The following is a 21,689-nucleotide window of genomic DNA, read 5'->3' as shown; positions in this document are numbered from 1 at the left end:
GATGGCAGCAGCAATCCAGCTCTGGCGCAACGGCTTTTGAGTCGCCAGGAACCACTAGAGGCAAGTAAAGGAGAACTCTTAAATGCATTGCTAGCTCTCGGAGATGGGCCAGCAGCAGGGGAAGCCCCGGCCATGGCCGCCGCCAGGCTTGAGTTTGCAAAGCGGCTGGCGCAACAACTAAATCATCGTGAGCGCTTGCTTGATTTATTGGCAGATCAGGAAAGCGAAGCCCGCAAGCAGGAAGATCCATGGCTACTGGATCGGGTAAATCGCTTGGCTTTACAAAGCAGTGCAGGTAATCCGTTGCGGGAACTAGATGCCCTTGATAAACGTTCACGGGAGTTACTTGCTGATCCTGGCCTTGGGGGTAGCGCTTGGGAAGCTTTTACGCCGGTGCGTGAGCAAGAAGAACTTGAGCGCTTACGTGGGGTTGAAAATCTGGAACAAAGGCGTCAGTTAAGGCTCGGATTTGATCCTTATCCAGGTTTGTATTCCCTGCCGGCCTTACTAGAAGATCTGCACCGCTTGCGTTTTTCAGTGCCTTTGCAACCTGTAATTCCTGAAGCCTCACCTGGTGTAAAGCAATCATGGCGCTTGGCGCCAGCTCAATTTGGTGTTTTGCCAAGGCAGCTGGGAAATCGCCGCCGCAATTTATTAATAAAAGAATATGAGGGTGCCCTTGCTTCTCTAGAAATTACAGAACTTGAAAAACAGCAGGGTCTTAAATTATTTGCCGAACTGGTGCAACAGCTGCAGCAGCGGGAGCAACTCTCAATGGCAATTAACCAGGCCTCAGGAAGTGGCAAATTCACGCTTCAAACAATTACTCAGCAAGGGCAATTACTTTTGCTAGAAAAACAACTTGATCCTCGTAGCACAAATATCAGGGGGTTGATGGGTTTTGCCCGCTCCGAAGAAGGCCTGCGCAGTTTGAGAGATTTGCACCAACAGGAAGATCGTTTGCGTTTGCGCGTTAGGGCACAGGAAGCTCGTAATCTCCAGGCCCGCCGGCTGCTACTGGAGGACCAACTACAGCAGGAACAGCCCCGTGCGGCTCGATGGCAATCAAGGGCACCGATCACGGCACCTCAGCTGGAGGCCATCAGGCTCAGCAGGCTTTGGCGTGAATTCCGCAGCGACCCTGCCGCAGAGGTGGCACCAGCATTGCAAGACCTGGCCTATAGAAAAAAAGATGGCGCCCTTGAATTAGAGCTCTTGCGTTATCGCTTGCTGCAACTGTTTCCCTCTGGAATGCCCAACCCCGGCAATATCAACAAATGAAAGAACTTGAAATCGGCCCTTTGCTCCATGAAGGCAAAGCAAAAAAGGTATTCCACACAAACCACAAGGCGGTGGTGGCAGTGCAATTTAAAGATGACGCCACCGCCTTTAACGCTCAGAAAAAAGCGCAACTGGCAGGCAAAGGTTTATTGAACTGGGAAATTTCCGCCAGGTTGTTTGAGGCCCTTGAAACTAGAGGGGTTGCGAGCCATTACCTGGGCTGCCTCGAGCCGGGTTGGATGGCAGTGCAAGCCCTAAAAATTGTGCCCCTAGAGGTAGTGTTACGCAATTTGGCGGCGGGATCGTTGTGTAAGCAACTGCCCATTACCCCGGGCAGCTCTTTGCAGCCTGCGCTGCTTGATCTGTATTACAAAGACGACGCTCTAGGGGATCCACTTTTAACGGAAGCTCGCCTTGAGTTGCTGGCGCTGCTGGAGCCTGTGGAGCGGGTTCAGTTAGAAGCCAAAAGCCGTGATGTAAACAGGGTTTTGCAACAGATATTTGTTGAAATTAACATCACCTTGGTGGATTTTAAGTTGGAATTTGGCCGCTGCGATGCAGGCAAGCTTTTGTTAGCCGATGAGATCAGCCCAGACACCTGCCGCCTTTGGAATCAATCAGATCAACGAGTTTTAGACAAAGATCGTTTTCGCAAGGATCTTGGCGGTGTTGTGGAGGCCTATGGGGAGGTCCTTAAACGGGTCCAAGGGTTAGGGCCAACCCCTAGGCATTACCGGTAAATTTTGGTCATATGCGGTGTTATTGCCGTTTAGGTGAACTCACTATGGGTATTGGTAGCTCTCAGCTGTTTCCCCCCAGCTTGTTTAGAAGTTTTTTTTCAACCGGTTTTTCAGCGCATTGGCTTTTATGCGTGCTGGTACTTGGCGCTGGGGCTCCAGTGCAAGCACAGCCAAAGGGGGGGGGCGGGCCTGCTTCCGATCAAATAGATAGTTCTTCTCCCGCAGCGATTGAAGCGAAAGTTTTCATAAGTGAAGTTTCAGTAGTGGGCCTTGAGGATCATCCCGATAAGGAAAGGTTGGAGCGGGCTGTTTACGACTCCGTAACAGTGAGGCCTGGCACGAGCACTAGCCGCAGTTCTCTAAAGACAGATATTGCTGCTGTTTATGCCACTGGTTGGTTTAGCGATGTGAGAATCCAGCCCCAAGATGGGCCATTAGGTGTAAAACTTGTAGTAAATGTAACGCCAAATCCGGTGCTTAAGGAGGTGGTTTTAACCAACCCCAAAGCACTTTTGCCAAAGGCGTTGATCAACGAAGTATTTGCTTCCGATTACGGCCGCACTTTGAATTTAAAAAGCCTCGACCGTCGCATGGTGGAGCTACAAAAATGGTATTCAGAACAAGGATATTCCTTAGCCCGTATCAGCGGCCCCACCAGGGTTAGTCCTGAGGGAGTGGTGGAATTAGCGGTTAGGGAAGGCACTGTTAAAGCTATTGAGGTGCAATTTCTTAATGCTAATGGTGATGCAACAGATGAAAAGGGAAAACCAATTAAAGGCAAATCAAAGCCCTGGGTAGTGAGCAGAGAAATTTCACTTAGGCCAGGTAAATTATTCAATCGCCGCCAGTTGGAAGGCGATATTAAGCGGCTTTATGGCACTGGTTTATTCTCAGATGTAAAGGTAACGCTGAAGCCAAATCCCAGTAAGCCTGGCGAGGTTTCAATCGTTTTAGGTGTAACTGAACAATCGACAGGATCCCTTTCTGGTGGTGTTGGCTATAGTCAAAACCAGGGCTTGTTTGGCCAAATTCAACTGCAGGAAAATAATCTCTGGGGTAACGCTTGGAATATGGGTTTGAATTTCACCTACGGGCAATATGGCGCTCTCGCTGATTTGAACTTTGAAATTCCTTGGCTTAAAGATAATCCAAACCGCAGTAGCCTCAGGATTAAAGGATTTTTAAGTAGGGAAATACCACAGGTATTTCAAAGCCAAAATGATGGCGCTGTGCGCACGATAAGTAGCTTCTATCAACCACCAGCAAATTCTGTTAATCTTGCCCAGGCAATTTATTACAATCGTTTACTTAAGCGCCCTGATAACGTTGTGCTAAACGTTGCAGATATTGGCTTTGATAGCACTGCAGCTGCCGGCTTTGCCGGGCTTACTGGATATAATCTTTATGAAGCAGAAGGTGATTTAGTGCGGGTGCAACGCACGGGAGCAAATATCCAATATGTGCGCCCGTTGCGGGGTGGAGATCCTTATAAACGCAATATCTGGACGATGGTTTTTGGCTTAAGCGGCCAAGAGGTAACTGCCATGAATGGCTTTAGCACTCAGCGTAAATATGGTGCGGCGCCATTCACTAATAATCGTGATGCATTTGCTGATACTGACGAAATCATTTGTCTGGCCTATAATTGTTCTAGCAAAAACCAATTGGTTGGTGGCAGATTTGCTCTTTCTTATAACACCTTAAATGATAATAAAAATCCTCGATCTGGTACCTTTTTTAATGCCAGTAGTGAACAGTATTTAAGTGTGGGTGAGAACTCTCCAACTTTCAACCGACAAAGAGTTTCTGCTACCCATTTTATTCCTGTTAATTTTCTTAAATTATATAAAGGCTGCCGGCCAAAGAAAGGTGAACCGGAAGATTGTTCCCAATCGATTGCTTTACAGCTTACCGGCGGCAATGTAACTGGCAGCTTGCCTCCCTATGAAGCCTTTTGTTTGGGAGGCAGCAACTCGGTTCGCGGCTATTATGATTGTGATTTAGGTGTTGGCCGCAGTTATATTGAAGGCACGATTGAATATCGCTTTCCAATTTTTAAAATAATAAGCGGAGAATTTTTCATTGATGCTGGTTCCACCCTAGGTAGCCAAAATCAAGTTCCCGGTAACCCAGGTGGTTTGCTGCTCAAAACTGGCCAAGGTTTTTCGATCGGCACTGGCGTAATCGTTACAACTCCTGTGGGCCCATTGCGTTTGGAGGTGGCAAGCCAAGATCTAACGGGCAACTGGCGTTTTAACGTTGGTGTGGGCTTTAAGTTCTAAAGGTGTTTTGGCCAGCTGATTACAGCCGTTGTTTCGGTTTGAGCTCTGCGGTGCAGCGCCGCGGTATCGGCTTGCATTCCGGTGAGAAATGCACATTGAGATTGCAACCTGGGGCCGCAGCTGGTTTTCGAGTGGGCTGGATCGATCGCCCAAATGATCCTCCCCAGCTGCTGGATCCAAGCCTCGTTCAAGACACGCGCCTTTGCACCGCCTTGCGCCTTGGTGATCGCCAAGTTGCAACAGTTGAACATTTGCTTGCGGCCCTCGCCGGCACAGGCATCACCCAGGCAGAACTTTGGCTGGATTCTGAGGAGGTACCCCTGCTAGATGGTTCTGCCCTTCCTTGGGTGGAGGCGATTGCAGAAGCTGGAATGGAGGATCTAGGCCCGCGCGCGCCTTTGCCGCATTTACTGCAGCCGATAACTTTGCAGCAGGGCAACAGTTTTGTGGCGGCTCTACCAAGCACTGAATTACTACTTACAGCAGCTATCGAGTTTCCTCAAGCCGCCATTGGACGCCAATTGTTTTCATTGGCGCTTACCCCTGAGGCATTTGTTACTCAGATTGCCCCTGCCCGTACTTTTGGTTTTCGCGATCAGGTGGAGAAGTTGTTGGCGGCGGGATTAATCAAAGGCGGTGCCCTAGATAATGCCTTGGTTTGTGATGGTGAGAATTGGCTGAATCCCCCTCTGAGATTTACAGATGAACCCGTTCGCCACAAACTGCTTGATTTGATTGGTGATTTAGCCCTGGTGGGTTTACCCCAGGCTCAAGTGATGGCCTTTCGCGGTTCACACTTTTTACATACCCAGCTGGCTGCTGCCCTCTACCAAAAACAGACTTAATGACCAGCCCCGACCCCTCGACACTCAGTTGTGAGCAAATTCTAAATTTGTTGCCTCACCGCTATCCGTTCGCCCTTGTTGATCGAGTGCTGGAGCATGTGCCTGGGAAGCGGGCCGTGGCTTTAAAGAACGTAACTATTAACGAACCCCAGTTTCAGGGCCATTTCCCAGGGCGGCCCTTGATGCCAGGTGTGTTGATTGTTGAGGCGATGGCCCAGGTGGGTGGTTTGATTGTTACCCAGATGCCAGATCTGCCAAAAGGGCTTTTTGTGTTTGCAGGTATAGACGGCGTAAGGTTTCGCCGTCCGGTAGTTCCGGGGGATCAGTTGCTCATCACTTGCGAACTGCTCAGCTTGAAGCGCAAACGCTTTGGCAAGGTGCATGCCGAGGTCACCGTTGATGGTGCTCTGGTGTGTTCAGGCGAGCTGATGTTTTCTCTGGTGGATTAACCATGGCGCCATCAACCTTGGCTACCAAAATTCATCCCACCGCGTTGGTGGATCCTGCCGCCCGTTTAGCTGAGGGGGTGAGTGTTGGCCCCTTTGCCGTGATAGGCCCGGAGGTGAGTGTTGGCGTTGGCAGTGTGATCGGCCCCCATGTGGTGATTGATGGCCGGGTGAGCATTGGTAGCGATAACCATATTTTCCCTGGCGCTTGCATTGGCCTTGAACCGCAAGACCTCAAATACGCTGGCGATGACACCGAGGTTGTGATTGGTGACGGCAATCGCATCCGCGAATACGTCACCATCAATCGGGCCACAGCATCTGGAGAGCGCACCGTGCTGGGGCATCACAATCTTTTAATGGCCTACAGCCATATCGGCCATAACTGCCGGTTAGGCGATCGCATTGTGATCGCCAATGGTGTGGCGGTAGCAGGCCACGTAGACATAGACGACAGAGCAGTTATCGGTGGAGTTTTAGGTATTCATCAATTTGTTCATATCGGCAGCTTGGCAATGGTTGGTGGGATGAGCCGCATTGATCGCGATATCCCCCCCTACGCAATCGTTGAGGGCCATCCAGGTCGCTTGCGAGGTTTGAATTTAATTGGATTGCGGCGCAGCGGCCTTGCTGATGAAAACGACGGCGCTGTGATGAAGGAATTGCAATTGCTTTGGAAGCTCATTTATCGAAGTGAATTTCCCCTTAGCGAAGCCTTAGCTCAAGCACGTTTGCAGCAACTTTCAGCGCCGGCCGAGAAATTGGTGGCATTTTTGGAAAATAGTTGCAAACAAGGCAGAAGGGGGCCATTGCCGGCTCAGCGCCAGTGACCCATCTGTTAATAAGCACCGGCGAAGTGTCTGGTGATCTGCAGGGCAGCCTGTTAATTAAGGCTTTGTATCAAGAAGCAGAACTACGCAATATTCCTTTGCGGGTGAGCGCCCTTGGGGGACCCCGCATGGAAACTGCTGGGGCAGAGCTGCTTGGCAACACAACTCCCCTTGGTGCCATTGGTTTATGGGAAGCACTACCGCTTGTTTTGCCAACGCTGCAACTGCAACGCAAGGCACGCCGTTGGCTAAGCAAAAATCCTCCTGATGGCGTTGTTTTAATCGATTACATGGGGGGTAATACCCCCTTGGGCCGCCGGGTAAAACGTGAAAGGCCCAGCCTTCCTGTGCTCTATTACATCGCCCCTCAAGAATGGGCTTTTCGTATGGGGGATGGTGGCACCACCCAATTAATTGGATTTAGTGATCAAATCCTTGCGATATTTCCTGAGGAGGCCCGGTTCTACAGCGAGCGGGGAGCTGTGGTGCATTGGGTGGGCCATCCCCTCCTCGATACTCTTGGCGAATTGCCAAGTCGCGCGGCTGCTCGCCAGGAGCTTGGTATTGCAGAAGATGAACCACTTTTGCTGCTTTTGCCGGCCTCTAGGAAGCAGGAATTGCGTTGGTTATTGCCGCCCCTTGCAGAAGCAGCTGCCAGGTTGCAAAAACTGTGCCCCAAGCTCAAGGTGATCGCCACCGCAGCTCAAACCGGTTTTGAGCAGCCTTTGCGAGATGTAATTGATAAATTTGGCCTGCAAGCAACAGTTTTGAGCTCGGATGATTCCGATCGGCTGCGGCCCACAATTTGCGCAGCAGCTGATTTAGCCCTCACAAAATCCGGCACCGTTAATCTTGAATTGGCCTTGCGGGGGGTACCCCAGGTGGTGGCCTACAAGGTGAGCCGGTTTACGGCCCTGATGGCGAGGCGTTTGTTGCGTTTTCAGGTAGACCACATTTCGCCTGTGAATTTGGTTTTGGGAGAAAGGTTGGTGCCTGAATTGCTGCAGGAGGAGCTAGAGGTGGATAAGTTGGTGGCAGAGGCATTACCTCTGCTTCGAAATGAGCAGGCCCGCAACAAAATGTTGACTGGCTACGGGCGATTGCGGGCATTACTTGGCGAACCGGGTGTTACCCAAAGGGCAGCAGCACTCATACTTGATGCAGTTGTTAGAGCTTGAAAATAAGTGCTTAAAGGTTTTGCTTGTTTTTTAGGAGCTCTTCTGCTTTTTATCAGCAGCCCAGTGCAGGCGGCTCCTATCAATGAAGCTGTGCTTGCGGGGGGGTGTTTCTGGTGCCTTGAACACGATTTAGAAAAGCTACCTGGAGTGCTGGATGTGCAGAGCGGTTATGCCGGTGGCGATAAGCCAAATCCCACTTACCAAGAGGTGAGTGCAGGCGGCACAAACTACGTGGAGAGTGTGAAGGTGCGTTTTGATCCAAATAAATTGAGTTACGAAAGCCTTTTGCGCTCCTTTTGGCGCAATGTTGATCCCACCGATGGCAGCGGGCAATTTTGCGACCGGGGTTCTTCCTATCGACCGGTGATTTTTGTTGCTGATGCCGATCAAAAGAAGGGGGCAGAAGCAAGTGCAGCAGCTGCTAAAGCGGAATTAGGCAGCAAAAAAGTGCTGCGGGTGGCGATTGAACCGCTTAAGCGGTTTTGGCCTGCTGAGAACTACCACCAAAACTACGCAGAATTAAATAAAGCCAAATACAACTTTTACCGCTGGAGTTGTGGCCGTGATGCCCGCCTCGATGCTGTGTGGGGAAAAAAAGCTCGAAAAGGGCTTATGTGGTCATCCCTACCGTTAAAGCCAGGGGGACAGCGCTAAGTTCGATTTGTTAACGAGGTGGGCATGTATTTATTGCTTATTCGTGAAGGGTTGGCTACCCGGTATGTGGGCCCTTACGACAGCCCAAAACATGCAGCAGATGATCTCGATCGTTTGTTGGCAGATTGTGATGCCAAGGCCCGTTGGCAGATTCATGAGTTGCAATCGCCACAATTTCGAGGCTTGCGGCAGTTAGCGTCGGGGATGGCCGCGGAATAAACCGCTTTCCACCATTAAGCCAACCCCAGCATTAACGCAAATCAAACTCAAGGTGCCAAGCCAGAACCAAGGTTTTGCAGGGTAGGCCGCACGCCTCATTACCGCTTCTCCAAATAAGCAAAGCCCCATGGGTAATAACAGGACTCCTGATTGAGCTTTTAAGTACCAACCCCACTTCGACCAACCACGGCGTCCGTTACTTTCCATAAATTTCAACAACAACTACTTACCCAGAGTGGCACTAAAAGCTTGGCACCAGTTCACTAGAAGACGAACACCGAAACCCGTTGCTCCAGCTGGATCTGGCCCTTTCCCTTTTTCATTCCATACGGGTCCGGCGATATCTAGATGAGCCCATGGAATATCGGCATCAACAAATTCCTGCAGAAAAAGTGCCGCGGTGATCGCGCCACCAGGCCTTGGGCCTGTGTTTTTCAGATCAGCTAAGGCACTTTTTAACCCGTCTTTGTAAGACTTTTGCAGTGGCATGCGCCAAAGGGGTTCCCCTGCTGCCCTGCCTGCCTCCAGCAATTGCTGAGCTAATTCGTCGTGGGCGCTCCATAACCCAGCAATTTCATCACCTAAAGCCACAACACAAGCGCCAGTGAGGGTAGCTAGATCAACAATTGCATCGGGCTTCAACGCTGATGCATAAACAAGAGCATCAGCGAGGGTAAGGCGCCCTTCTGCATCTGTGTTGTTGATTTCAATTGTTTTGCCGTTTGAGGCAGTAATAATCGCTCCTGGATGAATAGCTTCAGCGCTCACCATGTTTTCTGTTGTGGCACTGATTATGTGAATTTCCATCCCCTCAAGCCGCAGTTCCGCAAGACTGCGGGCAGCTCCGAGCACGGCGCCGCAACCGCCCATATCAAATTTCATCAGTTCGATTTGGCTGCCACCGGTTTTGAGGTTGTAGCCGCCCGAATCAAAACTGAGCCCTTTACCGATCAATACCAGCCGATGTTGAACTGCCCCCACTGGCTTGATTACCAAATGGATGAACCGTGGCGGGATGCAGGCTCCTTGCGCAACGGCAAGATAAGCTCCCATCCCCTTTTGCCGGCAACCTTCTTCATCGAGAACAGTGAGTTCTAAATCAAATTCATTTGCCAGGCTGCGGGCAGTGGCTTCAAGGCTGAGGGCGTTAACCAGATTTGGGGGCCCACCCACCAGTTCGCGGGCTAATTCCACTCCAGCGCATATGGCCAGTTGCTTTTCCAGTTCAGCTTCTTGATGCTCGTTAAGACCTAAAAGCCAACAACTGTTTGGTTTGTTGCGAGGTTCTGGTTCGCTGCGAAAGCGATCATCTTTAAACAATGCAAGCCTTGCGCCTTGCACCAAGGCGGCGGTTGCTTCCTCTGGGGCAAAACCTTCCAGCGGTAAAGAAAGCCCTAGGGCATCAACGCCACTGCCAACACATGCTTTCGCTAATTTCGCTGCTGTTGAGCGAAGGGCACGGCCATCAAAATTTTCAGGTTCGCCAAGGCCTGCCACTATTAAAAAACTTGGCTTCTGCCCTGGCAGGGTGAGGCAGATCAAATCACCAGACTTTGCTTTGAATTCACGTTGTTGCAGCAACGCAAGGGCATTTATTGAGATATCGGGTGCTACGGCTTTAAGTTGCTCCTGCCAGTGGCCGCTGAAAAGGCCGATACCGAGTGCATCGCAGGAAAGCTCCGCAAAGGGGCTGGTGCTGCAGCGAAAATCCATTGATAGCAATTAATGTATGGCGCGATCGTAAGAGGGAAGGGGGCTCAACTGTTCTGGAATGGGGTTTGCCAGCGCTGACGGCATTCTTTATTAAACGGGGGTTGCCACAGGCGAATTTGCTCTTGTTCCACCTGGCGGCGAGCCCTGGTGCTGCTGGGGGCATCGCACCAAAAACGAATGCTCAGCTGGGCTTTCTGGCCACAGCGCACTAAGCCTTCCCCGTAGGCAGCTAGGTAGGCCTTGCAATCGTGTTCCCCTTTCCAGCGCCGATCAGCGCAGCCGGTTTCCCCCAAATAAAGCAGCAGATCTTTCGCCGCGCCGAGGCTGTGGTCGTATACGAAATAAAGCGCGGCTCCCCGCTGAGGTGGCTGCGGCCAGCGCCAGAAATGCAGGTGTTGAGCTGGCAAAAGCAAAGGGTTTGGCACTGGGTTGCTGGCTGGCGCTACTTCCAGTTCAAATAATTGGAATTGGCCTGGCTGGCACTCTTGCTGCTGTTGATACAGCTGCTGTTGGTGAAGCAGCACCCGGTTTTGCCAGGCTCGTAAAACTTCTGGATTTAGGGCTAACTCTGGTTCGCTGCTGCAACTGGCTGGGGCCGTGAACAAGTTTGGTTGGTGAATTCTGTTCATGGTCGAGTGCTTGGTAATGCCGGCCCGCTGCCCTGGCCAAAGCTCACCCTGCCAATTAATGCTTCCACCACTGCTGCTGGCAGGCCTAAGCGATCTTGCAGATCTGCTAAATCGCTGAAGGGTCTTCTTGCCCGCTCCCTGAGTAAGCGCTTGCATCTTTCCGGATTAAACACCTCAAGACAAATCAATTCCGCTGCTATTGCACTATTTAGGTTTATTGGTGGCTGGGTAGGGCTTGGCGGCTCGCTGTACCAACGGAAAAGTAAATGCGGCTTCCATGCTTCCAGTTGAGCTGTTGATAGCTCTAATAATTGAGCAAGATCTGATACCCCACTTAGCTGTACTCCCCCCTGTTGCAAACGCAGTAGTAGTTCCGCTTGGCTGTTATTACAGCCAGGCAGTTTGAGCCAATCGTTCAGGCTTGCCCTGTTCACATCAATCAGCCAAGTGGTTGGCAGATTGATTTTTTTGCTTGGTTGCTTCAAAACCCGCAACATCTGGCGGGCGAGAGGATCCAGCCAGTGGCCCTGCGCCATAGGTGCTTTTTGCAAATATGAACTTGGCCTAAGTATCGGGGCGGCGATCCGCCCTGGCCAGGGGGGTAGGGCCGCCCAGAATGGCGGCTTAACTCGGCAGCCTATGGGCTTTTTTGAATCCGAAATCGTGCAAGATGAGGCAAAGCGCCTCTTTGCTGATTACCAGTCGCTGATGCAGCTGGGCGGTGAATACGGAAAGTTTGACCGTGAAGGTAAAAAACTTTTCATTGGCAGAATGGAAGAACTCATGGATCGCTATCGCGTATTCATGAAGCGTTTCGAACTATCTGAAGATTTTCAAGCAAAACTCACAGTAGAGCAACTACGCACTCAATTGAGTCAATTTGGTATAACCCCAGAGCAGATGTTTGAACAGATGAATCTCACTCTTGAGAGGATGAAAACCCAGCTTGAGGCGGAATCTTGACAGTTGCAAGCATCCCTAACTGGTTTAGCCGCGGAGTAGCTGATCTTTTTCCAGCCGACGCTGCAGAAATAGCTCTACAAAACAAACCGTTGCGGGTAAAGCTTGGAATTGATCCCACCGGCAGCACTATTCACCTAGGCCACTCAATACTGTTTCGTAAATTGCGGGCTTTTCAAGATGCCGGCCATACAGCCATATTAATAATCGGTGATTTCACTGCGCGCATTGGCGACCCCAGCGGTAAAAGTACCACCAGGGTGCAACTTAGTATTGAAGAGGTAGAGGCAAATTCCAACACTTATCTACAACAACTAGGGCAGGGCCAAGATCCGAATTTATCCCTTTTGGATTTTAATACTCCGGGCCGGCTAGAGGTGCGCCGTAATAGTGAATGGCTTACAGATTTAAATCTGCCAAAAGTTATTGAACTTTTAGGTTTAAGTACGGTTGGGCAGATGCTTGCTAAGGAAGAATTTGCTAATCGATATGAAAATGGCACAGCGATTTCACTCCACGAATTTCTATATCCGCTGTTGCAAGGCTACGACTCAGTTGCGATCAAAGCCGATCTGGAATTGGGGGGCACAGATCAAAAATTTAATGTGGCAATGGGTAGAGATTTACAGCGGCATTTTGGCTTGAAACCTCAACTTGGCCTGCTGCTGCCAATCCTGCCCGGCCTTGATGGGGTGCAGAAAATGAGTAAAAGCCTGGGCAACACCGTGGGGCTTATGGAAGATCCCCTATCGATGTATTCAAAGTTAGAAAAAGTTCCTGATGCGGTGGTGGAAGAGTATTTAACCCTTTTAACTAATTTGGATTTGGCTGCGTTACCAAATAATCCACGGGAGCGGCAAAAGGCAATGGCTTTAGAAATAACGCGTTTGCGCCATGGACCCGAGGCCGCCGCCGCCGCCCAAGTTGATGCCGCAAATCTGGTGGCTGGAGCTGCTGGGAATGGGGCGGCCGCGGCGGAGGTACCTGAGGTTTCAATTGGAGCTGTAAATTTTCCGGCCAAGGCCTTTTATCTGCTAAGAGCCGTTGGTATTTGCAGCAGTAGCAGCGATGCACGCCGGCAAATAATTGGCGGCGGGGTGAAATTAGATGGCTGTAAATTATTAAATCCAGACCAAGAATTTGCGGATTCAGATGAATTACGTGGCAAGGTATTGCAATTGGGTAAAAAAATATTTCGTAGATTTATTTAAAATATTTTCATTTAAATTCCATGGCTTTTAGTGATTCCGCAAACCATATCATCGTTGCCCTTGACGGTATGGCTCCTCTGCAAGCAATTGAATTTACCGCTGCGTTGCCAGGCCTGCGCAGAGTAAAAGTTGGCTTGGAATTATTTATGTCTGGGGGCTCTGCTGTGGTGGAGCAATTGCGCCATCAAGGTTTGGCCGTTTTTCTTGATCTCAAGTTTCACGACATCCCGGCCACAATGGCTGCGGCTTGCCGTGAGGCGGCCAGTTTTGGGGCTGATTTGATCACAGTGCATGCCGCTGCAGGCATTGAGGCATTGTCAGCAGCCCAGCAGGGGGCTGTGGAGGGAGCAGCCGCAGCGGGTTTGCAAACACCCTCCCTATTGGCGGTAACGGTGCTTACGAGTTGGGATCCTCTTTATTTCAAAGAGCAGTTGGCGATTAGCGAACCCGTAGATCGTTATGTGCATCGCTTAGCTCGCTTAGCAACTGTTGCTGGCATCGCTGGTTGTGTTTGCTCTCCCCTTGAAGTTGCAAGTTTGCGAGCTGCACATCCGCAACCATTCGTTTTGATTACCCCAGGCATTCGCCCTATCGGTTGCAACAAAAATGATCAGCAACGGGTACTTAGCCCCAGCCAAGCATTAGCGGCCGGTGCAAGCGCCCTAGTTATCGGCAGGCCAATTACCAAAGCGGAAGATCCAGCAAAAGCTTTTAGTGAATGTTGCCGGAGTATTGAAGAAATTGGATGACTAGATTTTAAGCAACAGTTTTATGCGGCTAGGGGCATATTGGGAATTAAGTTGCAATAAAGTTGTTCAAGAGCATCAATATTAGCTTGAAGTGTGTAGCGCTCTAATACTCGTTCGCGGGCTCTTCTACCTAATTCTTTGCTCAAGATCGGTTGCTCCCGCAGCACTGGCAGCAATGTTCTTAATTGGGTTGTTACTCCTTGGGTGCTGATCACAATCCCCGCGCCACCCTCGAGCACCTCGCCATCGGCGCCGGCATCGGTTGCTACGCATGCTGTACCACTTGCCATGGCCTCAAGTAATGCAAGCGATAAGCCTTCAACAAGTGATGGCAACATAAAAATTTCCGCCACTTGCAATAAAGCAAGCCTGATCGCTTGATCTGCTTCATAACCCCACCAGATCACATTGTTGCTGCTATGGCTTGCTTGTAATTGCTGACGCATCGGCCCATCTCCCACCACCACAAGAACGCACCCAGGCAATTCAACTAATTTCCAGGCGCGTAGCAGTGCTTCCACATTTTTTTCTGTTGCCAATCTGCCCATGTAGAGAAATACACGTTTTCCGCTGAAGCGTTGGTTTAGGGCTGATCGCCCTGGCCGCCAAATATTTGGATCCACTCCATTTGGGATTACAGCCAAAGTATTTTTTGCAACTCCTAGCCGAATCAAAAGTTCTGCCTGCAGCTCTGAAAAAACCACCACCCGATCAAATCTCGCCAGGGAAGAGGCATAAAGCTGATAAGTAAGTTGCTGGCCGCCGGCAGTGATGTTGCGTAGCCCTGCATCAAATGGAGGATGGAAAGTTGCAACTAACGGAACCCCTAATTGTTGACAAAGTTCAGGTAAACGAAAATCAAGTGGCGAGAGAGTTAGGCTGGCGTGCACTAGATCCGGTTGAAATCTTTCTAGGGATTCCCTTAATTCGCGACTCGCCCGCGGTGATGGAATCGTATACATCTGAGATTTCATCAAATAAGGCAGGGCTACCTCCGGTTCAAGGTTGCCGCTGTTTTCTTGATCGGGTTCTGCTCGATCAAATCGTTCGGGGGTATCGAAATGGATAAAGCTGATGCCATGGCCCCGTTCCTTAAGTGCCTCGGTAACGGCCAGGCCATAGGAAACATTCCCGCAGAAGGGGGATTTTTTGCCAAGCCAGGCAATACGCATTCAGCGGCAATTTGGATGCAAGCTTGAAAATTAGCAGCGGCTGTTGGTTTTGATGTTCCAGGGGCGCTCCAGTAGTACCCCGGCAAACAAGATCAGAGCTAACACCAAAAGCACTGGCCTTAGCCCCACACTGCTCACCAAAGCCCCCGCGAGCACCATGGGCAGGCTGAGCGCAATATTTACGAGATTATTTTGTAAGCCAAAAACCTTGCCTCGCAGATGCTCGGGTGTGTCTTCCTGGATGGTTGTTTGGGCTGGAATTCCGAGTAGGGCAGCTCCCAGGCCAAGCACTGAGCAGAGCAGCAAGGTGGGCCACAGTTGCGGCTGTATCTGGGCGAGCAGCACCAAGGAAAAGCCCATCGTGCCAAGGCCCACACTTGCCAGTAGGCGCCGGTGAAATCGGTATCCCAATTGGGCTACGAGCAGGGCACCTAAAGCAAGCCCGAGGCCACTCATGGCGAGCAGCACTCCGAACTTGGTGGGTCCGAGTTGCAGCACCCTTGATGCCAAGCTGATCGAAAGCACATAAAGAGCAGCTAACAAGCTGTAAAGCACTACCAGGTGCAAAACGGCGCCGCGAACGTTGCTGCGTTCCGCCAAAAAGTTAAGCCCCTCTTTGATGTCGCCCCAGATGCTGTTGCCAGTGATCTCGCGCAGTTGTTCGTCGGGTTTAACAAACAGCAAAATCAAAGCGGCTGCGCCGTAGGAAATCGGCACCAGCAGAAATTCTCCCCCCTGCACGCCAAATTGTTCGAAAAACTGATGCAGCAGTTGCAACACCGGTTCTCCAATGGCAAACCCAACAATTGTGGCCACCATCGTGGTAGCTGTACACAAGGAGTTAGCAGGTAGCAGTAAGGATCTATCCACCAATAACGGGATGGCTGCTTGTTCAGCCGGAGCAAAGAATTGAGTGAAGCAAGATTCCAAAAAAGTGAGTGCCAGCAACCCCCAATAGCCCCAGCTCAACCCCAACCAGCTAGGGCCTGGCAGCAGCATTAAGGGAACAGCAAGGGCCAGCAGAGCTCGTAGCCCGTTAGAGGCCACCATTACAGCTCGCTTGGGCCAGCGATCTGCCCATACCCCAGCAACACTGCCAAGTAAAATTGCTGGAAGAGTATTTGCTGCGTAGATACCGGTAGCTAAAAGTGTTATTAATTGCACCTCGTTTGCGCCTTGGCCAGCGGCGAGATTCGATCCGCTAGTCATCCCCCGTTCTCGGATTAATTCCGCTGCACCAGCTAAGGGGCCAGTTTCAACACCAGTGCTCTGGGCCCAGGTTTGGGCAATCAGAAACACCATCAAAATGATCCAAAATTTATCTGCTAATTGCGAAAAAATTTGCCCAAGCCAAAGCAGCCGAAAATTCCGCAGGAGTAATACAGCTTCCAGTCCATTTGGTTTGTTTGCCTGCTCGCTCACCGGTTAAAACGCCCTGCACCTTGCGGCTAATCCTGCCTCAGCAGGGCAAGAGAACGGGGTGTACGCCCCAAATGCTCACCACACCAAAAACCAAGCAAAGTCAAAAGTCTTTCCCACACAGGATCGGGCCCCATCAAATTGCCATCGGCGCGACGCGGCAACTGGGGCCGGATCAACCTTTGCAGCAGCGCCAGCTCAGACGCATTCAGCAGCAATACTGCCCCTGGTTGGGGGCCAATGCAAAAACCTTCAGCGGGAATAACGCTGCAACGCCAGTTCCAATTGCCCACAGGGGGCAGCAATTGCTCGCCACTGCGGCAATCAATATGAAGCGGTAAGCCATAACCGCCCATTTGCATTATTTGCACCCCGCTTTGCACCGCTAGGGCAAGGGCTTCACTGCGCTGTTGTTCAGGCGCTGCAATAAGCAGTGCCTCCAATTGATCAAGGCGATGCAATATCAAGTTGAGAAGCCCCTCCACCGGTTGCCCCAAGGGCACAAGCAATAGGCACAGCTCTAAAAGCCACTGCGCTGCGGCCAGGGTGTCGAGCTGTTGACCAAGGCGGCCATAACTATGAAAAATGCTGATCTGGCCAAGGCGATCGAGGCTGCGGCCCCGTTTCACTTGGCCCCGCAAATGGGTGAGGGGAGCAGCAGCAGCAAGGCTGCTGCTTGGTTTGCGTGCCCCACTAGCAGCTAGCCGCACCAGGCCCTCCTCTGCGGAGAGCAAGGTGAGAAGCCGGTCTTGTTCCCCGATTGCCATAGCTCGCAGGCAAAGACCGGTTACTTCACGCTCCCTGGCGGAGGCCATCGTTGTTAAGCCCGTTGTTCTTTTACAAGGGCCACTCCGCGGCTGGTGCCAAGCCGATCAGCGCCAGCCTGCACAAGGGCTATGGCTTGCTCAAGACTGCGAATTCCACCGGAGGCCTTCAGCTTGGCCTGACCCCTCGCCAGTAAATGAAGCTGTTCAATCAAAGCTGGTTCCACTGCGGGTCCGTAACCACTGCTGGATTTGAGATAACTAACCCCAGCATCCAATGCAACTTCTACTAAGGCCTCAAGCTGCGGCTGGCTTAATTGATTTGCTTCAAGAATAAGTTTCACCTCTGGACCCAATTCCACAATTGCAGCGATTTCGTCGTGGAGGGCGGTGAGCTCGCCATCAATCAACAAGGCAAAATCCGGTACTAAATCAAGTTCATCAGCCCCGTTTTCGGTAGCAAGCTCTGCCTCTGTCCGTTTGATCGAAGCTGCTACAGCTCCAAATGGAAAACCCACCACACTTACCAGCTTGGTTTTGTTTACGCCGCGATCGCCTAGCAAGCGACGGCCCAAGGGCATCCAACGGGAAGCAAGACACACCCCAGCGAAGCCGTAGTGCAGGGCCTCTTGGCAGCAGAGTTCCACCGCCTGCTGGCCCGTACGCGGATCCAGCAGAGCATGGTCTATTAATTGGGCAATATCGGCTGGCGCTGAGGGGGGAAATCTGCTGGACAATCGATTAGCTGCGGGCCTGGATTACACCGTATCCGCCGTGGTTGCGTTGATACACCACTTGCAGCTCCCCCGACTGCTTTTCACGAAATACATAAAAGTCGTGGTCGATCACTTCCAGTTGATGAATTGCATCATCAAGGCTCATCGCAGGCATGGCGTAGTACTTATTACGCACAACAGGGGCAGGCAGCTGAGCGCTGCGACCGGCAGTTAGATCACCTTGTAGGTCACTTTGTAGATCACTGTTCAGATTGAGCTCAACATCTGCCGTTTGGGCAGTGGTTTTTGGGTGATGGTTATTGCGGCGATCTTTGTGGCGTTGAAGTTGGCGAGCCAGCTTGTTTGCCACTAGATCAATGCTGGCGTAAAGGTTTTCGCTGCGTTCTTGGGCCCTGATTACGGTGCCGGAAGCAAACAGTGTTACCTCAGCGGTTTGTTGTGGCACCCTTGGATTGCGGGCCACCGAAAGGTGCACATCGGCCTCCTGCACCAAACCATCGAAATGGCCCACGGCTCGGGAGAGTTTGTTTTCTGTGTAGTCCCTCAAGGCAGGGGTGAGCTCGAGATTGCGGCCGTGGATCAGAAGCTTCATGGATAGATCTCCTGGTGGGGCTGAGGGATGTGATCAATGTATGGACGGAGTGCCTCATCAGGTATCGCCGGATGCATTCCTTTGTGCTCTCTCAAGATTTGTGCCCCTAGAACAGGCTTGGAGCTGGCAGCAACAGTGGCAGCGCTTATTAATTCGCAATCAAAATTCAATCCGCCAGCCCAACCAGAGCCCCTGGCCGGAGCTTTTGCTTCTGCTTGAGCACCCCCCCTGTTACACCCTCGGCCGCGGCGCCTCAGCAGAGTTTCTTGGTTTTGATCCCGCGAAGCCGCCAGAGCCCCTATGGCGCCTTGATCGCGGTGGGGAAGTAACCCATCACCTGCCTGGTCAATTGGTGGCATATCCGGTGCTTGATCTAAATCGACATCGCTGTGATCTGCATTGGTATTTGCGTTTATTAGAGGGGGCGGTGCTCGATCTTCTTGATGAATTAGGCCTTGAGGGTGAACGGCGCTCAGGGCTTACGGGGGTTTGGCTTGAGGGTAAAAAAGTTGCTGCTATTGGCGTTTCTGCCCGTCGCTGGGTTACTCAGCACGGGCTTGCCCTGAATGTGAACTGTGATTTGGCCGGTTTTGCTGCCATCAAACCCTGCGGCCTTGATCTGCCGGTGGCTGGGCTGCAGCAATGGTTGCCGGGCTGCACTGTTGCCCAGTTGCAGCAACCGTTAGCTAGGGCCCTGGCGCGGCGCTTGGGCTGGGATCGGCTCGATGCAATTAACGAGCAGAATCTGAACAACTTGAGTGAGCAAGATGAGCCAGGCCTGGGTGCGCTGGAGCGGTGATCGCAACGATGGGCGGGCTTTAGCGGCTCAACCTAACTATTCAGATCTGCAGGGAGTTGACGGTCTTTGGCCCAGGTTGGCCCAGCGCCATGGTGATTTGTTGGCCCTTGATCAGGCCCATGGTCCGGCCCCGGAAAGCTTGAGTTTTGAGCAGCTGCATCAACGCATCTCAACGGTGGCGGCCAGTTTTCAGCATCTAGGTGTTAAGGCGGCGGATGTGGTGGCCTTATTTGCAGAAAACGGCACCCGCTGGCTCGGGGTGGATCAGGGGCTAATGCGCCTAGGTGCAATAGCAGCTGTACGGGGCAGCCAGGCATCTGTAGCTGAGCTGGAATTCATCCTGGCCGACTGCCAAGCCACCGCCTTAGTGCTGGAGGATTCAGCCTTGCTAATGCCTTTGCTTGAAGCTGGCGCTCTAAGCAAGATCGCATTTGTGCTTTTGCTTTATGGCGATGCTCCAGCCACCACTGGATTGCAACTACCAAATATTTACAGCTGGCTTGATTTCATTGGCCTAGCTGCAGGAGCCAGTTGCAATTCCCCCTTTGAAGCGGATTTAAACCGTGTTGCCACGGTGCTTTACACCTCTGGCACCACGGGGCGCCCCAAAGGCGTTCCTCTGAGCCAAGCCAATTTGTTACATCAAATTTGTTGCCTTGGGGTGGCGGTTAGTCCCAAGCCGGGGGATCGAGTGTTGAGTGTTTTACCGATCTGGCATTCCTATGAACGCAGCGCTGGATATTTCTTGTTGTCGTGTGGCTGCAGCCAGAGTTACACAAATTTGAGGCAATTTCGTAGTGATCTGCAAAGGGTTAAACCCCATTTCATGATCAGTGTGCCGCGTATATGGGAGGCAATTCACGGTGGCTTCTATGCAGCCCTTGAATCCATGGCGCCCATTAAACGTTTGTTGCTTGTAGGTGCGCTTGCAATTTCAGAGGCAAACGTAAGCAGCTGGCGTTGTTGCTTGAATTTGGCGGATACACACCAAAAGCTGCCGTCTCGCGTCAAGGGTTTGCTTATTGCTAGTGCCACCTGGCCTGGGGCTCGTTTGGCGGCGTGGTTGTTGTGGCCTGCTGTGCGCCGCGGGCTTGTAGGCGGCAGTTTGAAAATTGCAAATAGCGGCGGTGGCGCCTTAGCAAAACATCTAGATAGTTTTTTTTCCGCTATCGGCATTCAGCTCTTAGTGGGTTATGGCCTCACAGAAACCAGCCCAGTGCTCACCTGCCGTAGGTCATGGGCTAATCGCAGTGGTAGCGCCGGTAGGCCGCTACTTGGCACCGAGCTGCGCATTGTTAATGCCGATAGCAGGGAAATTTTGGGGAAAAGGCCAATTTTGAATTGGGGAGAGAGAGGTTTGGTGTTGGCCCGTGGCCCCCAAGTGATGGCTGGCTATTTGAGGCGCCCAGATGCCACTGCTGCGGTGTTGGATCAAGAAGGTTGGTTTGATACAGGTGATTTGGGGTTTTTGCTATCAGACGCTTCTTTATTCCTTACGGGTAGAGCAAAAGACACGATTGTGCTTAGTTCAGGCGAAAACATTGAGCCGGCCCCTTTGGAAGCCGAAATTGCTTCATTTGGCTTTGTGGAACAGGTGATGCTTGTAGGACAAGATCGACGCCAATTGGGGGCGTTGATCGTGCCACGGGAGGAGCCGCTAAAGCTGTTTGCAAGCGAAGCCGGGGTGGTGGCTGATCAGCCGGATTTTGAACTGGCTCTCACAAAAGCCTTAACCCGTAGTTTCAATAAAAAGCTCGCGGCTCGCCGGGGTGCCAGGCCCGAGGAGCGTTTGGCTGGGGTGGCGTTGGTGCAACCGTTCAGCATTGAAAACGGTTTACTTACCCAAACCCTTAAGCAAAAACGCGATCGCATCGCGGAACGTGATGCGGCGGCGATTGACCAGATCTACACAGGCTGAGAAGCTTGAGCGTCTGAAACTGCATATCAATGGCAAATCAGCTTTCGATCAAACGCAACATCACCATTCGGGCTGTAGTTACCCCCCGCTGGAAGGAAGAGGCCGAGCGTGAAATCAGCCAGGCGATATCTACAACGGATCAGCAGCTGGCCCAGTTGGAGCAGGAGGGGCAAGAAGTGGTGAGTGAAATTCGCCGCCAAAGTGCAAATCCCCTTGATCCCCGCATCCAAGAACAAGTTGCTGGGGTGCAGCAACAGGTGGCCTCTAAACGGGCTGAGCTGGAGGAGCAAAAACGCAACCTGCTTGATCAACAGGTGAATGTGCAAGGGCTGGAAATGGAGCAAATTGTCGATCAAGGTCAGCTGGAAAGCAGCTGCACCGTTGAAGTGGGCGACAATTTGGTTGAAAAACTGCAAGCCTCAATTGTGGTGCGCGATGGCATTGTTGAAGCTTTAAGCGAGGGTGCTTGAGCTGCGGCGATAGGATCCCTTAAACCCAGTGCTGAAGCAGCGGATGGCAACCTTCGAGATCTTCATGCCGGCCCTCAGTTC

24 protein-coding genes are annotated in these 21,689 nt (G+C 51.7%); 15 read left to right on the top strand and 9 right to left on the bottom strand.

The genetic code is table 11. From position 1 onward, the window contains the following. From AC2JC8_RS03365 to AC2JC8_RS03325, 9 genes are all read left to right on the top strand, one after another. The coding region (locus tag AC2JC8_RS03365) for a hypothetical protein (RefSeq protein WP_484594199.1) at positions 1 to 1,281 on the top strand (1,281 nt) is incomplete at its 5' end. Further along, complete coding sequence (gene purC, locus AC2JC8_RS03360; RefSeq protein WP_484594198.1) at positions 1,278 to 2,021, top strand: phosphoribosylaminoimidazolesuccinocarboxamide synthase; 744 nt, start codon at positions 1,278 to 1,280, stop codon at positions 2,019 to 2,021. The genes AC2JC8_RS03365 and purC, both read left to right, overlap by 4 nt. Positions 2,022 to 2,179: 158 nt before the next feature. Continuing rightward, on the top strand, positions 2,180 to 4,303 hold the full coding sequence (locus AC2JC8_RS03355; protein ID WP_484399815.1) for a BamA/TamA family outer membrane protein: 2,124 nt from the start codon (positions 2,180 to 2,182) through the stop codon (positions 4,301 to 4,303). A 2-nt stretch (positions 4,304 to 4,305) separates the two neighbouring features. Then, the gene (gene lpxC, locus AC2JC8_RS03350) at positions 4,306 to 5,148 is read left to right on the top strand and encodes a UDP-3-O-acyl-N-acetylglucosamine deacetylase (protein WP_484399814.1); all 843 of its coding nucleotides are present in this window, start codon (positions 4,306 to 4,308) and stop codon (positions 5,146 to 5,148) included. Further along, on the top strand, positions 5,148 to 5,597 hold the full coding sequence (gene fabZ, locus AC2JC8_RS03345) for a 3-hydroxyacyl-ACP dehydratase FabZ (RefSeq protein WP_484399813.1): 450 nt from the start codon (positions 5,148 to 5,150) through the stop codon (positions 5,595 to 5,597). The genes lpxC and fabZ overlap by 1 nt, the downstream gene beginning before the upstream one ends. 2 nt (positions 5,598 to 5,599) lie before the next feature. Further along, entirely contained in the window at positions 5,600 to 6,424 is an 825-nt protein-coding gene (lpxA, locus tag AC2JC8_RS03340) for an acyl-ACP--UDP-N-acetylglucosamine O-acyltransferase (protein ID WP_484399812.1), read from the top strand. Continuing rightward, positions 6,421 to 7,602, top strand: a complete 1,182-nt coding sequence (gene lpxB, locus AC2JC8_RS03335; RefSeq protein WP_484399810.1) for a lipid-A-disaccharide synthase — start codon at positions 6,421 to 6,423, stop codon at positions 7,600 to 7,602. The genes lpxA and lpxB overlap by 4 nt, the downstream gene beginning before the upstream one ends. Positions 7,603 to 7,608: 6 nt before the next feature. Beyond that, entirely contained in the window at positions 7,609 to 8,256 is a 648-nt protein-coding gene (gene msrA / locus AC2JC8_RS03330; RefSeq protein ID WP_484399809.1) for a peptide-methionine (S)-S-oxide reductase MsrA, read from the top strand. A 24-nt stretch (positions 8,257 to 8,280) separates the two neighbouring features. Further along, positions 8,281 to 8,475, top strand: coding sequence for a hypothetical protein (locus tag AC2JC8_RS03325; protein WP_484399808.1), 195 nt, complete (start codon positions 8,281 to 8,283; stop codon positions 8,473 to 8,475). Here AC2JC8_RS03325 and AC2JC8_RS03320 read toward each other — a convergent pair. From AC2JC8_RS03320 to AC2JC8_RS03305, 4 genes are read right to left on the bottom strand one after another with little or no spacing between them, the layout of a single operon-like run. After that, on the bottom strand, positions 8,449 to 8,682 hold the full coding sequence (locus tag AC2JC8_RS03320; protein ID WP_484399807.1) for a hypothetical protein: 234 nt from the start codon (positions 8,680 to 8,682) through the stop codon (positions 8,449 to 8,451). The genes AC2JC8_RS03325 and AC2JC8_RS03320 overlap by 27 nt on opposite strands. Positions 8,683 to 8,697: 15 nt before the next feature. Next, on the bottom strand, positions 8,698 to 10,188 hold the full coding sequence (locus tag AC2JC8_RS03315) for a leucyl aminopeptidase (RefSeq protein ID WP_484594197.1): 1,491 nt from the start codon (positions 10,186 to 10,188) through the stop codon (positions 8,698 to 8,700). Positions 10,189 to 10,232: 44 nt separating this feature from the next. Further along, positions 10,233 to 10,817, bottom strand: coding sequence for a GIY-YIG nuclease family protein (locus AC2JC8_RS03310; protein ID WP_484399804.1), 585 nt, complete (start codon positions 10,815 to 10,817; stop codon positions 10,233 to 10,235). Next, entirely contained in the window at positions 10,814 to 11,353 is a 540-nt protein-coding gene (locus tag AC2JC8_RS03305; protein ID WP_484399803.1) for a ComEA family DNA-binding protein, read from the bottom strand. Before AC2JC8_RS03305 ends, AC2JC8_RS03310 begins: the two co-directional genes overlap by 4 nt. A 103-nt stretch (positions 11,354 to 11,456) precedes the next feature. On the opposite strand from AC2JC8_RS03305, the gene AC2JC8_RS03300 reads away from it, so the two are divergent. Genes AC2JC8_RS03300 through pyrF form a run of 3 tightly spaced genes read left to right on the top strand, consistent with a single transcriptional unit; the run spans position 11,457 to position 13,737 of the window. Beyond that, positions 11,457 to 11,780, top strand: a complete 324-nt coding sequence (locus AC2JC8_RS03300; RefSeq protein ID WP_484399802.1) for a DUF1825 family protein — start codon at positions 11,457 to 11,459, stop codon at positions 11,778 to 11,780. Then, positions 11,777 to 12,988: a tyrosine--tRNA ligase gene (tyrS, locus tag AC2JC8_RS03295; RefSeq protein WP_484594196.1), complete on the top strand. Its 1,212-nt coding sequence runs from the start codon at positions 11,777 to 11,779 to the stop codon at positions 12,986 to 12,988. Before AC2JC8_RS03300 ends, tyrS begins: the two co-directional genes overlap by 4 nt. A 20-nt stretch (positions 12,989 to 13,008) precedes the next feature. After that, complete coding sequence (gene pyrF, locus AC2JC8_RS03290) at positions 13,009 to 13,737, top strand: orotidine-5'-phosphate decarboxylase (protein WP_484399799.1); 729 nt, start codon at positions 13,009 to 13,011, stop codon at positions 13,735 to 13,737. A 20-nt stretch (positions 13,738 to 13,757) separates the two neighbouring features. On the opposite strand, the gene AC2JC8_RS03285 is transcribed toward pyrF, so the two are convergent. The 5 genes from AC2JC8_RS03285 to hpf are packed head-to-tail and all read right to left on the bottom strand — an operon-like array spanning position 13,758 to position 18,421. Continuing rightward, on the bottom strand, positions 13,758 to 14,909 hold the full coding sequence (locus tag AC2JC8_RS03285; RefSeq protein WP_484594195.1) for a glycosyltransferase family 4 protein: 1,152 nt from the start codon (positions 14,907 to 14,909) through the stop codon (positions 13,758 to 13,760). Positions 14,910 to 14,939: 30 nt separating this feature from the next. Then, a complete protein-coding gene (locus AC2JC8_RS03280; protein WP_484594194.1) occupies positions 14,940 to 16,331 on the bottom strand; it encodes an MFS transporter in 1,392 nt (463 codons plus the stop codon). A gap of 26 nt (positions 16,332 to 16,357) precedes the next feature. Next, a complete protein-coding gene (gene recO, locus AC2JC8_RS03275; protein WP_484399796.1) occupies positions 16,358 to 17,143 on the bottom strand; it encodes a DNA repair protein RecO in 786 nt (261 codons plus the stop codon). A gap of 5 nt (positions 17,144 to 17,148) precedes the next feature. Next, on the bottom strand, positions 17,149 to 17,829 hold the full coding sequence (gene deoC, locus AC2JC8_RS03270; protein ID WP_484399795.1) for a deoxyribose-phosphate aldolase: 681 nt from the start codon (positions 17,827 to 17,829) through the stop codon (positions 17,149 to 17,151). Between the two features lie 4 nt (positions 17,830 to 17,833). Next, positions 17,834 to 18,421 (bottom strand): ribosome hibernation-promoting factor, HPF/YfiA family, encoded by a 588-nt coding sequence (hpf, locus tag AC2JC8_RS03265; RefSeq protein WP_484419925.1) that lies wholly within the window; start codon positions 18,419 to 18,421, stop codon positions 17,834 to 17,836. 40 nt (positions 18,422 to 18,461) lie between these two features. On the opposite strand from hpf, the gene lipB reads away from it, so the two are divergent. Genes lipB through AC2JC8_RS03250 form a run of 3 tightly spaced genes read left to right on the top strand, consistent with a single transcriptional unit; the run spans position 18,462 to position 21,608 of the window. Beyond that, positions 18,462 to 19,220, top strand: coding sequence for a lipoyl(octanoyl) transferase LipB (gene lipB / locus AC2JC8_RS03260; RefSeq protein WP_484594207.1), 759 nt, complete (start codon positions 18,462 to 18,464; stop codon positions 19,218 to 19,220). Continuing rightward, on the top strand, positions 19,189 to 21,138 hold the full coding sequence (locus AC2JC8_RS03255; protein ID WP_484594193.1) for an AMP-binding protein: 1,950 nt from the start codon (positions 19,189 to 19,191) through the stop codon (positions 21,136 to 21,138). Before lipB ends, AC2JC8_RS03255 begins: the two co-directional genes overlap by 32 nt. A 29-nt stretch (positions 21,139 to 21,167) precedes the next feature. Continuing rightward, positions 21,168 to 21,608: a YlqD family protein gene (locus AC2JC8_RS03250; RefSeq protein WP_255132781.1), complete on the top strand. Its 441-nt coding sequence runs from the start codon at positions 21,168 to 21,170 to the stop codon at positions 21,606 to 21,608. Positions 21,609 to 21,689: the final 81 nt, after the last annotated feature.

It is taken from the genome of Synechococcus sp. (assembly GCF_982614295.1).
This window is presented reverse-complemented; position numbering and strand designations above follow the sequence as displayed.